The 13771-nt window shown below is 61.5% G+C and carries 10 protein-coding genes; 6 read left to right on the top strand and 4 right to left on the bottom strand.

Going from position 1 to position 13771, the window contains the following annotated elements; all coding sequences use genetic code 11:
* Positions 1–135: 135 nt before the first annotated feature.
* The 4 genes from M0D69_RS41460 to argH all read right to left on the bottom strand — a co-directional run bounded on the left by M0D69_RS41460 (position 136) and on the right by argH (position 4133).
* Entirely contained in the window at positions 136–972 is an 837-nt protein-coding gene (locus M0D69_RS41460; RefSeq protein WP_301787595.1) for an ABC transporter substrate-binding protein, read from the bottom strand.
* A gap of 65 nt (positions 973–1037) precedes the next feature.
* Positions 1038–1802, bottom strand: a complete 765-nt coding sequence (locus M0D69_RS41455) for an amino acid ABC transporter ATP-binding protein (RefSeq protein ID WP_301787594.1) — start codon at positions 1800–1802, stop codon at positions 1038–1040.
* A gap of 19 nt (positions 1803–1821) precedes the next feature.
* On the bottom strand, positions 1822–2706 hold the full coding sequence (locus M0D69_RS41450; protein WP_301787593.1) for an amino acid ABC transporter permease: 885 nt from the start codon (positions 2704–2706) through the stop codon (positions 1822–1824).
* Positions 2700–4133, bottom strand: a complete 1434-nt coding sequence (gene argH / locus M0D69_RS41445; protein WP_301787592.1) for an argininosuccinate lyase — start codon at positions 4131–4133, stop codon at positions 2700–2702. Before argH ends, M0D69_RS41450 begins: the two co-directional genes overlap by 7 nt.
* 144 nt (positions 4134–4277) lie before the next feature.
* On the opposite strand from argH, the gene M0D69_RS41440 reads away from it, so the two are divergent.
* From M0D69_RS41440 to M0D69_RS41415, 6 genes are all read left to right on the top strand, one after another.
* Positions 4278–5156: a LysR substrate-binding domain-containing protein gene (locus M0D69_RS41440; RefSeq protein ID WP_301787591.1), complete on the top strand. Its 879-nt coding sequence runs from the start codon at positions 4278–4280 to the stop codon at positions 5154–5156.
* Between the two features lie 290 nt (positions 5157–5446).
* On the top strand, positions 5447–8650 hold the full coding sequence (locus M0D69_RS41435; protein ID WP_301787590.1) for an efflux RND transporter permease subunit: 3204 nt from the start codon (positions 5447–5449) through the stop codon (positions 8648–8650).
* 15 nt (positions 8651–8665) lie between these two features.
* Positions 8666–9889 (top strand): efflux RND transporter periplasmic adaptor subunit, encoded by a 1224-nt coding sequence (locus tag M0D69_RS41430; protein WP_301787589.1) that lies wholly within the window; start codon positions 8666–8668, stop codon positions 9887–9889.
* Between the two features lie 47 nt (positions 9890–9936).
* Entirely contained in the window at positions 9937–11391 is a 1455-nt protein-coding gene (locus tag M0D69_RS41425) for an efflux transporter outer membrane subunit (RefSeq protein WP_301787596.1), read from the top strand.
* A gap of 112 nt (positions 11392–11503) precedes the next feature.
* Positions 11504–12190, top strand: a complete 687-nt coding sequence (locus M0D69_RS41420) for a heavy metal response regulator transcription factor (protein ID WP_047846805.1) — start codon at positions 11504–11506, stop codon at positions 12188–12190.
* A complete protein-coding gene (locus tag M0D69_RS41415) occupies positions 12187–13635 on the top strand; it encodes a heavy metal sensor histidine kinase (protein ID WP_301787588.1) in 1449 nt (482 codons plus the stop codon). The genes M0D69_RS41420 and M0D69_RS41415 overlap by 4 nt, the downstream gene beginning before the upstream one ends.
* Positions 13636–13771: the final 136 nt, after the last annotated feature.

The raw sequence follows: 13771 nt of genomic DNA, 5'->3' as shown, positions 1-13771 counted from the left end.
TTGGAAAAAGAAATGAAGTGCCGCCACGCACAGTGGCTAATAGTGATAAAGAGAATATCCAACTCCCGCAGACCACTAACACCGAAAGCACCAACCCAGCATCAAACCCCGACCGAGTGCGAACGAAACCCCGCCTCACTCCTGCGAATTAACGATCACCTTCGATACCGCATGCTCCTGCAAGCCCCATTTCGCCAGGATCTTTGCATAAGTCCCATCCGCGATCAACTTGCCGAACGCCTGGCCCAACGCATCGTTTAAAGCCGGGCTGTTCTTTGCCATGCCGATGGCCGTGTACTGCGACAAAAATGGCTGACCGATCGGCGCATACGCGTCTTTCTCAAGCGTGTTCTGATACGGCAGGGTCTCGCCCCCTTGCACGGCCGCATCGATCCGGCCTTGACGCAACTGCAGGCGGGCATCGGCGGAACCGTCCGTGCCTACCACGACGATTGCCGGTTTCCCCGCCTTGACGCAATGCTCGTCGCTCCAGTTCTTGGTGTCATCGGGAAAGGACGTGCGCCGGCTCGATCCCACGCGCTTGCCACATACGGCATCCATCGATGCAAACTCACCACCTCGCGCCTTCAACGTATAAAACTGCGGTCCGGTCTTGATGTAGTCAAGAAAGTTGACCGCCTCGCGACGCGTCGGCAAGTCCGTCATGCCCGACAGAATCATATCCACGCGATGGGTGGTCAGCGCATTCATCATCTGGTCAAAGCTGGTCTCTTCCCACTTCAGTTTCACACCCATCTTCGCGGCCAACGCTACACCGAGATCGACGTCGAAGCCGGTCAGTTCATCGGTTGCCGGATCCTTGTATTCGAACGGCGGATAGTTCGGCACGATGGCGGCCGTGAGCGTGCCCTTGCCCGCGACAGGCGTCTGGGCATGAGCCACCGATGCGGCAAGCGTAACCGCACCGAAAACGAAAGTAACAAGGGTTCGCCGGAACAAGGAATCGATCATGGAAAGTCGCCTGGACATGAGGTTGACGGAGTGGTTGAGATCGGATGCCATGCGTTTCCTTTACGTCAGGAAAGCACAGCGGAGATGAAATCTTGCGTGCGCTGTTGTTGCGGTCGTGACAGCACTTGCTCGGGCGTGCCAGTCTCGACAATCTTGCCCTGGTCCATGAAGACCACGCGGTTCGCCACTTCGCGCGCGAAACCGAGTTCGTGTGTAACGACAATCATCGTCATGCCGCTCTTGGCAAGGTCGCGCATCACGTTCAGCACTTCGCCCACCAGTTCGGGATCGAGGGCGGAGGTGGGTTCGTCGAAGAGCATGAGCTGAGGGTGCATCGCCAGCGCTCGTGCAATGGCTACGCGCTGCTGCTGGCCGCCGGACAACTCGACTGGAAACGCGTCGCACTTGTGACCCAGGCCGACGCGCGTAAGCAGCGCGCGTGCTTCTTCAATGGCCTCGGCCTTTTTCTTCTTCAACACCTGGACCGGCCCTTCGATCACGTTTTCCAGCGCCGTCATGTGCGGAAAAAGATTAAAGCGCTGGAACACCATGCCGGTCGCAAGACGTTGCCGCGCCATCTGTTTTTCCGACAGCGGATAAAGCTTGTTCTCGACGCGCCGGTATCCCACCAGTTCGTCATTCACCCACAGCGCGCCGCCGGTGATGGTTTCGAGTTGGTTGATACAGCGCAGGAAGGTGCTTTTGCCTGAGCCGGAAGGTCCGATGATGCACAGCACTTCGCCCTTTTCGACCTCGAGATGAATACCGTGCAGCGCCTGGAATTCGCCATAGGACTTGCGCAGGTCGACCGCTTTGACTAGTGGGTTCATGGTTCGCGTGAGGGTAGGGCTACTGTTTCGCGGAAGCGCGGCCCGCGCCTCGCGCGAAGCGCAGTTCGACGCGCGACTGCAGCAAGGAAAGAACCGTGACGATGACCAGATACCAGACGCCCGCGACCATCAGCAACTCGATCACGCGAGCGTTCGCGTAGTAGATGTTCTCGGCGTTGTGCAGCATCTCGGCGTACTGGATCACGCTCGCGAGCGAGGTCAGCTTCGCCATGCCGATCAGTTCGTTGCCGATCGGCGGAATGATCACGCGCATGGCCTGCGGCAGGATGACGCGGCGCAGCGCCTGGAGTTTCGGCATGCCGATCGACTTCGCAGCTTCGTACTGGCCCGTATCGACGGAGAGCAGCCCCGCGCGTACCACTTCCGATGTGTAGGCACCCTGATTGATTCCGAGCCCGAGCAGGGCGGCGAGGAAGGGCGTCATGATGTCGACGGTGCGAAATTCGAACAGCCCGGGAATACCCATGACCGGAAACACCAGCGCGAGGTTGAACCACAGCAGCAGTTGCAGGATCACCGGCGTGCCGCGAAACAGCCATACATAACCATGCGCGACCCCGCGTAGAACCGGATTGGTCGAGAGCCGCATGATTGCCACGATCACGCCGAGCACAATGCCCAGCGCCATCGCAAGAATGGTCATGACGATGGTATTGACGAGGCCGGTGAGGATCGACTTGGCCGTCAGGAAACGCGCGACGACCGCCCATTCGATCTGCCCGCGCGCGAACGCCACGACTATATAGACCACAATCGCGAGGATCACGGCCGAGGCGAGATAACGCCCGTAATAGCGCCGCGGTACGTGCTCGAAGTGCGAGATATCGGTGAAGGTGTCGGCGTTGCCGGACGCCGGTGCACGGTCGTTCGATGCGCTCAGCATGAAGGTCCCTTGTAATCAGCCGCCCACGCGACTTGTTCTTCTATAGCGCTGCGCAGGTGCGCGATTTGTTCGGCCACGCGTGCAGGCGCCGTGCCGCCATAACCGCTGCGCGCCGCGACGGCCGCGTCCAGCGTAACGTGATCGAGGACGCCGGGTTCGAGCCGGGCATCGACTTGTGCGAGCGTCGCCACCGACACCTCGCCCAGTTCAATGCCTTGCTGTTCGCAGGCCCGCACCAGCGCCCCTGTGATCTCGTGCGCTTCGCTGAACGGCACGCCGCGCAGCGCGAGCCAGTCGGCGACTTCGGTGGCAAGCGTAAACCCGAGTGGCGCCTGACGCCGCATTTCGTCCACGTTCACACGCATGGTGCGGATCATACCGGCCATCGCAGGCAACACAAGATCGAGTGTATCGATGCTGTCGAACGCGGCGATCTTGTCTTCCGCAAGATCGCGGTTATAGGCGAGCGGCAGCGACTTGAGCGTGGCAAGCAAACCGCTCAGGTTGCCAATCAGCCGTCCCGCTTTACCACGCGTCAACTCTGCGATATCCGAGTTTTTCTTCTGCGGCATGATCGAGCTGCCGGTCGCGTAAGCATCGTCGAGTTCGACCCAGCGAAACTGCCGCGAGGTCCACAAGATCACTTCTTCCGAGAGCCGCGACAGGTTGATCGCCAGCATGCTCGTGATGAACGTGAACTCGGCGACGTGGTCGCGCGAGGCGACGGCGTCAATGGAGTTCTCGCACGGGCCGTCGTAGCCGAGTTCCGCGGCGGACAAATCGGCCCGCAAGCAGATCGCCGATCCTGCCAACGCGGCAGCGCCCAACGGCGAACGTGCGCTGCGGCGATCCCAGTCCGCCAGCCGGTCGACATCGCGATAGATCGACTGCGCATGCGCGAGCAACTGATGCGCGAACACGATCGGCTGCGCCGGTTGCAAATGCGTGAAGCCTGCAGTGACGGTTTCCACGTGCGCCGCGGCTTGCTCGACCAGCGCATGCTGCAGGTCGATCACGGCTAGCGCCAGCTTGCGGGCCTTGTCGCGCAGATACAAACGCAGATCGTTAGCGGCTTGATCGTTGCGCGAACGGCCCGCACGCAACTTCCCGCCAATCGCTTTCAACCGATGCGTGAGTTCGCGTTCGAGGAAAGTGTGGACGTCTTCATCGGCGAGGATAGGCGCGAGCTCGCCCACGATGAACTCTTTCTCGATTTGCTGCATGGCGTCGAGCAGTTGCTGAAGCTCGGCAGCAGTCAGGATGCCCGCGCGCTCCAGTTCATTGGCGTGGGCACGCGAACCGGCGAGATCGTAAGGGGCGAGACGAAAGAAGCTTGGGTCCGAACGCGACAGGTTTTCCAGCGCCAGCGAGGGTCCGGTTTTAAAGCGCCCGCCCCAGAGTCGTTCGGTTGCGTCGGTAGTGTTCATGCGTTCGCCTGAAAGCGTTTCGGAATGATGCTTAGCTTACGCAGCCAAATTTTTTCCTTGTAGAGAGAATTTAATTCGCCTTAAATCAAATTTTTCTCAGTATCTCGCGTTTTCTACGTTCTCCACATTCGCTTAACTTGACCTATGCGTCACCGACTGCCTCCGCTCAATCCGCTGCGTGCGTTCGAAGCGACCGCTCGCAACGGGACGATTGCGAGCGCGGCCGAGGAGCTCAACGTCACGGCAAGCGCGGTCAGTCATCAGGTGCGCGTCCTGGAGAGCACGCTGGGCGTGGCTTTGTTCATCCGCTCGAAAGCGCGGGTGAAGCTGACGCCCGCGGGCGAGGCGCTGCTGCAGCCGGTCAAGAACGCGTTCGATATGATCGCGTCGGCAGTCGTCAGGCTGGATTCGCCGGCCGTTGCGGGTGATCTGGTGGTGTCGGCGCCGATGTTGTTTACATCGCGATGGCTGGCGCGGCATATTGGGGACTTCCTGGAGCAATTTCCAGCGGTCAATCTGAAGCTGATTCCATCCAACGACGACAAGGAAATCTATTCATCCGATGTTGATCTTTGCGTCCGCTACGGTGAGGGCCGCTGGCGCGATCGTGACGTAAAGCTGATTTCGCATCCGGTGTTGTTTCCCGTGGTCAGTCCGGCGTTGATGAACGGGCCGCGCGCGCTTCGCACGGTGCAGGACCTGGCGAACCGGACCTTGTTTTGCGAGCACGCAGAGTCATGGATGCGATGGCTCGCCGAGGCGTCGGCTGACAAGCTCGAGGGTTTGCGGATTCTTGAGATCGGGATTGCGCATGTCGGTATTGAGGCGGCCGTCCGGGGGCAGGGCATAGCCCTGGGCGATAGCTTTTCAGCGCGCGACGATCTCGCCGATGGCACGCTCGTGCGGCCATTTCGTATCACTGTGCCGGCGAAATACGCGTATTACTGGGTGCGTCGGCACGAGCTATCGGAGGCGCCGCTGGTCACGGCGTTTGTATCGTGGGTGGATTCGAAACTGACGTGATTTCTTACCTGCGTAAGGTTTCGGGGCGCTATAACTATAAGAAAACGTTTGCGTCCGGAAGGTCGGCTGCGAACGGCTGTTTCCTGACATTTCTGCCATTTTGGCGTCATCTGGGCGTTGGGACGCGCCCGTTAAGATCGGGGCGTGAGTTGCCTATAGTTGCCTAAAGGGCCGCACGGTTTCGGCCGTAATCGACCTTGTGCGCTCCGTGCGCGGCACTCGCCTCACCGGCGTTGTCGCTGCATCCCAGCGGTTCATTCTTCTTTCCTGCTTTTTTCGAGCGCGTCTCAATGTGGATCGTCAACGTTGCGCTGAAGCGGCCCTACACGTTTATCGTGATGGCCATCCTGATCCTGTTGGCGACGCCGTTTGCGCTCCTGACAACGCCGGTCGACGTCCTGCCGGACATCAACATCCCGGTTGTCAGCATCATCTGGAATTACACGGGCCTGTCAGCCGAAGACATGGCCAACCGCATCACGCAGGTCAACGAACGCAGCCTGACGACAACCGTCAACGACATCGAACATATCGAGTCGCAGTCGCTGCCCGGCATCGCGATCCTGAAGATTTTCCTGCAACCCACTGCGAACATCCAGACAGCCATCGCTCAAACGGTGGCGGTCGAGCAAGCGCAGTTGAGGCAGATGCCGCCGGGCGCCACGCCGCCGCTCGTGATCAGTTATTCGGCGTCGAGTATCCCGGTGGTCCAGTTGGGATTGTCCAGCTCCACGCTCTCCGAACAGGACCTGAACGACACCGCCCTGAACTTTCTGCGCCCGCAACTGGTGACCATTCCCGGCGCGGCGGTGCCATACCCTTACGGCGGTAAAAGCCGCCTGATCTCAGTCGATCTCGACACGCGCGCGCTGCTGGCGAAGGGTCTGACGCCGTCGGACGTGGTGGGCGCCTTCAACACGCAGAACCTGATCCTGCCCACGGGAACGGCCAAGATCGGCGCGAAGGAATACACGATCAACATGAATGGTTCGCCGGCGACCATCGCCGCGCTGAACGACATTCCCGTGCGCACGGTGAACGGCGCAACCACCTACCTGAGAGAGGTCGCCCATGTACGCGACGGTTTCTCTCCTCAGACCAATATCGTGCGGCAGAACGGGCATCGCGGGGTCCTGATCTCCATTCTTAAAAACGGCAGTGCGTCGACGCTGTCGATTGTGAATACCCTCTACGACCTGTTACCGAACGCCCGGGCCTCCTTGCCGCCGGACCTCACCATCACCGCGCTCTTCGATCAATCGGTGTTCGTCAAGGCGGCAGTGCAGGGCGTGATTCACGAAGCGCTGATCGCCGCCGCGCTGACGGCCGCCATGATCCTGCTGTTCCTCGGCAACTGGCGCAGCACCTGCATCATCGCCGTCTCGATTCCGCTGTCGATCCTCTCTTCACTGCTCGCCCTGCACGCGCTCGGCCAGACCATCAACATCATGACGCTGGGCGGGCTCGCGCTTGCGGTGGGTATCCTCGTTGACGATGCAACGGTGACCATCGAGAACATCGAGCGGCATTTGCACATGGGTACGGATTTGCACGAGGCGATCCTGGAAGGGGCCGGTGAAATCGCGGTTCCCGCACTGGTTTCAACCCTGTGCATCTGTATCGTGTTCGTACCGATGTTCTTCCTGACCGGCGTGGCGAAATTCCTGTTCGTACCGCTCGCCGAAGCCGTGGTGTTTGCGATGCTGGCGTCGTACATCCTGTCGCGCACGCTCGTGCCGACGCTCGCCATGCTGCTGATGGGCCACGCGCACAAGCCGAAGAGCGGTTCGAAGCCGAATTTGTTCATGCGCCTGTATCACCGTTTCGACGCCGGTTTCGAGCGCATGCGCGCAACCTACATCATGATTCTCAGCACTCTGCTCGTGCGGCGCCGGGCGTTCGCGACAGCGTTCCTCGGCTTTTGCCTGGTGTCGATGGGACTGGTGTTTGTGCTCGGCGAAGACTTCTTCCCAAGCGTCGATGCGGGCGACATCCGCTTGCACATGCGCGCGCCGACCGGCACGCGCATCGAGGAAACGGCGCGGCTGGCGGACCAGGTGGAACGCGTGGTGCGGGAGGTCGTGCCGGCCACGCAGCTCAACACCATCCTCGATAACCTCGGCTTGCCGTATAGCGGTATCAACTTGTCGTACAGCAACGCGGGCACGATCGGCACGCTCGACGGCGAGATCCAGGTTGCACTGAAGCCGGACCACGATCCCACGCAAAACTTCGTGGACAAGTTGCGCGCCTTGCTTCCGCAGCGCTTTCCCGGCGTCGAATTCTTCTTCCAGCCCGCGGATATCGTGACGCAGATCCTGAACTTCGGTTTGCCCGCCGCTATCGACGTGCAGATATCCGGGGCCAACCAGCAGGGTAATTTCCAGGTAGCGGCGAAGCTGATGAAAGCGATCCGCCAGATTCCAGGCACGGTGGACACCCACATCCAGCAAAAGCTCGACGAACCCGCGCTTAACCTGCAAATGGATCGCACCCGGCTTCAGCAGCTCAACCTCACTGCAAGCAATGTGGCGCAGAACGTGCTGATTTCGCTCTCCGGCAGTTCGCAGACATCGCCGGGCTTTTGGTTCAACAACAAGAATGGCGTGGAATACAGCGTCGCGGTGCAGACGCCGCAATATCAGATTTCATCGATCGACGAACTGTTGCGCACGCCGGTATCGGGCAGCGCCACCGGACCGACGCAGTTGCTCGGCAACCTCGTGCAGGTCACGCCGCAAAGCCAGTTTGCCGTGGTGACCCACTACAACATCCGCCCCGTCATCGACATATTCGTGAGCGTGGAAGGGCGCGACCTCGGCAGCATCGCGACGCAGGTCGACAAGCTTGTGAACAACGCCCGCGCAAGCCTGCCGCGCGGCAGCCAGATTGTCGTGCGCGGTCAGGTCGCGACCATGCGCTCGTCGTTCTTCGGCCTGGGCGTTGGCGTGGCAATGGCGATCGTGCTGGTGTACTTGCTGATCGTGGTGAATTTCCAGTCGTGGGTCGATCCGCTCATCATCGTCAGCGCGTTGCCGGCGGCGCTTGCGGGTATCGTCTGGATGCTGTTCCTGACGGGCACGCACCTGAGTGTTCCTGCTTTGACCGGCGCCATCATGACCATGGGGGTCGCGACCGCGAACAGTATCCTGATGGTGGCGTTCGCGCGCCAGCGGCTGCAAGCCGGCGCGCCGCCGCTGACCGCGGCACTGGAAGCTGGCGCCAGCCGTATCCGGCCGGTGCTGATGACGGCCTTCGCCATGATCATCGGCATGATTCCAATGGCGCTCGGTTTCGGTGAGGGCTCCGAACAAAATGCGCCGCTCGGCCGCGCGGTGATCGGCGGATTGCTGTTCGCCACTGTCTCCACGCTCTTTTTCGTGCCGCTCGTGTTTGCGGGTATTCATAGCCGGCTCGCCCGGCGGCGTGATCGTTCAGCGGGTGACCGCGACGACGACCATGGCCATGGCCCCGGCGAGCATGCCCCAAGTTAAATATGGCTGATTGATATGACCGAAAAAACTCATGCTTCGCTGGCGATTCCCGCAAGGGATACCGAGGACGGGCACGTGTTGCCGCCTCGCGGGCGCGAATGGAAACGCGCGAAGATAGCCGTCGTGGTGGTGCTGATCCTGCTGGTGCTGGGCGCGGGGCGCACGGTGGTGTCGGACGTGATGCAAAGCCGCACGGTGGCCGCGGCTTCGCAGCAAAACGCGAAGGTGTACGTCAATGTCATCTCGCCCAAGCAAGCGTTGGGCGGCGGCGACACGCTGTTGCCGGGCACGTTGCGCGGTTATGTGGAGTCGCCTATCTACGCACGCGCCACCGGTTACCTGCTGCACTGGTATGTCGATATCGGCGCGCGCGTGAAGCAGGGCCAGTTGCTTGCCGATCTCGATACGCCTGAGATCGATCAGGAACTGGCGCAGGCGGTGGCGCAACGCGACCAGACTGCATCCAGTCTTGTGCTCGCGAAGAGTTCGTTCGAACGCTGGCAGCAACTGCGTCAACGCGATGCGGTGTCGCAGCAGGAACTCGATGAACGCCAGAGCACCTATAACCAGGACGTCGCCAATCTGGCGGCCGCCAATGCCAACGTGCAGCGCTTGAAGCAGCTTGAATCGTTCAAGCGTATCGTGGCGCCGTTCGCGGGCGTGGTGACGCAGCGCAATGTCGATGTCGGCGATTTGATCGATGCGGGCAGTGGTGCAAGCCGCGCGCTCTTCGCAATGGCGCAGTCGGACCCGTTGAGAGTCTATGTGCAGCTTCCGCAGGCTTACGCGCAGAACGTGAAGCAGGGGCAGGACGTTATCGTCACGCAGGCGGAATTACCGGGCCAGCAGTTCCATGGTTCTATCGCCCATATCTCCGGTGCGATCGATGTACCCACCCGTTCGCTCCAGATTGAAGTGCGCTTGCCCAATCCCGACAGCAAGCTGCGGCCGGGCGCGTACGTACAGGTGTCGCTGCCAGCCGCTGTGCGCGCGCCGTTGCTGGTGCCGGGCAATGCGCTGCTGTTCCGCTCCGAGGGGCCACGGGTTGCGGTGGTCGATCAGAGCGGCAACGTCAATCTTCGCAAGATCGTCATTGCTCAGGATCTGGGGCAGTCGCTGGAGATTGAAAGCGGTATTGAGTCGAGCGACAAGATCATCATCAATCCCAGCGATTCCATCGCAGACGGCGACCATGTTTTGATCGCGCCGCCGCAGTCGGCCAAGAAGGAGACGTCGTGAAGCGCGCGCGCCAGCGGCCGGTTTTGCCGGCACGGCTCAAGGCCCTGATGACCTGCACGACGGTAGTGGCATCCGGGGCGGTCTTGCTGTCTGCCTGCACGGTCGGGCCGGACTATAAACAACCTCTCGCCGACGCGCCGCCCGCGTGGCACACCGACTCCTACTGGCGTCTCGCCGAGCCCTCGCACGCGCCGCTGGCCCCCGACTGGTGGCGAAGTTTCGGCGACGCATCGCTCGACGATTTTGAGCAGCAGGCGCTCGCACAAAACCAGACCCTTGCCGCCGCGAGCGCGCACTACGGGCAGTCGCGGGCGACCCTCGCCAACAACAAGGCGCTACAGGTGCCGGAGGTCGATCTTGGCGCTACTGCGTCGCGCTCGCGGATCTCGCAGAACCGGCCGCTGACCAACTATGGCGTACCGACCCACTCGACGGTGCAGAACGACATCAAGGTCGGTCCGACGATTAACTACGACACCGATCTGTTTGGCCGGATTCGCCGCGAGATCGAAGGCGCGACAGCGTCGGCGCAACAATCGGCCGACGATCTGGCCAACGCGCGTCTCGTGCTCACCACGGACCTGGCCACCGACTATTTTTCGATGCGTGAACTCGATGCTGAGATCGATGTATTGAATCGCTCGGTGGTGCTGCAGCAGAAGGCGCTGGACTACGTGACTACCCAGCACGATCTCGGTTCGGTGTCCGGGCTCAACGTGCTGCAACAGAAATCGTTGCTCGATACAACACGCGTCCAGGCTCGCCTGCTGCTCAATCAGCGCGCCCAGTTCGAACACGCGATCGCCGCGTTGATCGGCGTGCCCGCGCCGCAATTCGCCATCGCGCCGAAGGTGATCAGTGCGAGCGTCCCCGCGATTCCGCTCGGACTGCCGAGCGATTTGATGCAGCGGCGTCCCGACATTGCCTCCGCCGAACGCGCGATGGCCGCGGCGAATGCGCAGATTGGCGTGGCGAAGGCCGCGTTTTTCCCGAGTCTTGCGTTGACGCCGGGTATCGGCTGGGAGAGCACGCAGTTCGCCAGTCTGCTGAGCGCGCCCACGCTGATGTGGACGCTTGGCGCCTCGCTCGGGCAAGTGATCTTCGACGGTGGCCGGCGTGCCGCCAATGTCGATTTCGCGAGCGGCGGTTATCAGGCGGCAGAGGCGAATTATCGGCAGACGGTGCTCAATGCCTTCCAGCAAGTGCAGGACGGAGTGACCGGGCTGTCGGTGCTCGACGCCGCGTCGAAGGAGTCGAAAGAGGCCGTGACCGACGCGCAGAGTTTGCTCTCGCTTGCCAACGACCGCTATTCGGGCGGTCTCGTCGCGTACCTCGACGTGATCACCGCGCAGCAGTCGCTGCTGACGAGCGAGCGCCAGGACGTGCAGATTCAAGGCCAGCAGTGGACGCTGTCGGTGTCGCTGGTGAAGGCGCTGGGTGGCGGCTGGGATGTGAATGCAGCAGAACCGGAGAAAACGGCGGCAGCCAACCCGTCGAACTGATTTGCGCGGCGAGCAACCGAGCCAAACCAAGCCGGACCGGGCCCGGCCACTCGCCGATGGGGGAGAGAAAACGTTTTTCTATAATGGGAAGACGTACTACAAGAAGGCGCGCATGAAACTGCTCATCGTGGAAGACGAACACAAGGTGGTCGACTACCTGCGCTCCGGGTTGACGGAGCAGGGCTGGATCGTCGACGTGGCCCTTGATGGCGAGGAAGGTACGCATCTCGCGATCGAATTCGACTACGACGTGATCGTGCTCGACGTGATGCTGCCCAAACGCGACGGCTTCAGCGTGCTGAAGGCGCTGCGCGCGCATAAAGCGACCCCTGTCATCATGCTCACCGCGCGCGACCAGATCAACGACCGGGTACGGGGCCTGCGTGAAGGCGCCGACGACTACCTCACTAAACCGTTCTCCTTCCTGGAACTCGTCGAGCGGTTGCACGCGCTTGCGCGGCGCACCCGCGTCCAGGAATCGACGCTGATCTCGCTGGGCGATTTATACGTCGACCTGATCGGCCGCCGCGCCACACGCGATGGCGTGCGGCTGGACCTGACGGCCAAGGAATTCCAGTTGCTGAGCGTGCTCGCGCGCCGCCAGGGCGATATCCTGTCGAAGACGGCGATCACCGAACTGGTCTGGGACGTGAATTTCGACAGCCATACCAATGTGGTGGAAACTGCGATCAAGCGTCTGCGAGCCAAGCTGGACGGCCCGTTTCCGACCAAGTTGCTGCATACCGTGCGCGGCATGGGCTATGTGCTCGAAGTCCGCGAAGAAGCGGGGACATCATGAATCGATCCATCTCCCGGCGTCTCGCTTTCATGTTCGCGGCCGTCGCGTTGTTTGTTTTCACGCTGGTCGGAACGGGGCTTTTCCTGGTGTTGCGCACGCAACTCGAACTGCATTTGCGCGAGTCGCTCGACGACCGTACGCAGATTGCGCGGATCATCGTGTATCACGCGGTCACGCCTGAAAAATGGAAAATGGCGCGCGAAAAGCTCACCGACATGACCCCGCGCGACGGCGTCACGCTGTATTCGGTGTGGAGCGCCGATTCGTCTTACCACTTCGGTAGTCCGGTCACCGGACAGGTCGTGAATCGCTGGCCGGGCGGGTATGAGCGCGTGCGAACGGGCGGCAGTGAAAGCGACATGCTGACCAGCACGATCGAGATTCCCTCCTACGGCGCGCGGCCGGCCGTGATGCTGCAGGTGGCGGCCGGTTATTCGGCCAACGCGCGGACCATGCGCGCGTTCGGCTTTGCGCTCGCCGCCTTGTCGGCTCTGGGCAGCCTTGCCGTGTTGCTGCTGAGTTATTCGGTCACGCGGATCGGGCTTGCGCCGTTGACGCGGCTGACCCGGGACGCGTCGGCGGTCAGTCCGAACAATCGCTCGCAGCGGCTGAACACGAGCTCGCTGCCCCTCGAATTGAACGATCTCGCCAACTCGTTCAATGGGGCGCTTGAACGGCTCGATGGCGCATATGGGCGGCTGGAATCGTTCAATGCCGATGTCGCCCACGAGTTGCGTACGCCCGTCACCATCCTGATCGGGCAGACCGAAGTGGCGCTGACCCGCAACCGCTCCGTCGACGACTTGCGCCATACCCTGCAGTCGAATCTGGAAGAGTTCGAGCGCATGCGGGCGATCATCAACGACATGCTGTTTCTGGCCCGGGCCGATCAGGGCGAACGGGCGACAGGACTTGTCGATGCATCGCTGGCTGCGGAAGTTGCCCATACGCTGGAATTCCTGGAGATTGCGTTCGAGGAGGCGCACGTGCACGCGGTGTTCACCGGCGATGCGCTCGTGCGGGTGAACAAGTCCTTGTTCGGCCGCGCGTGCATCAATCTCCTGATGAACGCGATCCAGCATTGTGCGGAAGGATCGACCATTACGGTCTCGATTACGCGAGAAGACGACCAGGTGCGCGTGGCCGTCGCCAACCCTGGCGAGCCGATCAAGCCCGCGGTGCTCGATCATCTGTTCGACCGGTTTTATCGCGCCGAGGTGTCGCGGACCAACAGTCGCGAGAATCACGGACTGGGCCTGGCCATCGTCAAGGCGACCGCGGAGATGCATGGCGGTAAGGTATTCGCCACGAGCGCGGGCGGCATCAACACATTTGCGTTCTCGGTTGCCGCGTCGCGTGGCGGGCAGCAGGGCTCACCCGGAACACCGACAGCTACTTCGTCGAGCACTGGTGTACCGATGGAGCCGGCTTCGGCAAGCCACTGATATCTCGCTAGCTATCTTGTCTGGAGACGGTCAGGGGCGGTGTTAGCGGTCAGGGTCGATGCCGGGTTGGTGCTTTCGGCCTTAGTGGTCTGCGGGAGTTAGCTGTATTTTTTATCACTATTAGCCACTGTGCGTG

The organism is Caballeronia sp. SEWSISQ10-4 2 (assembly GCF_030464885.1).
Lineage (GTDB): Bacteria > Pseudomonadota > Gammaproteobacteria > Burkholderiales > Burkholderiaceae > Caballeronia.
The sequence above is the reverse complement of the archived record's forward strand: the minus strand, read 5'-3'. Positions and strand labels throughout refer to the sequence as shown.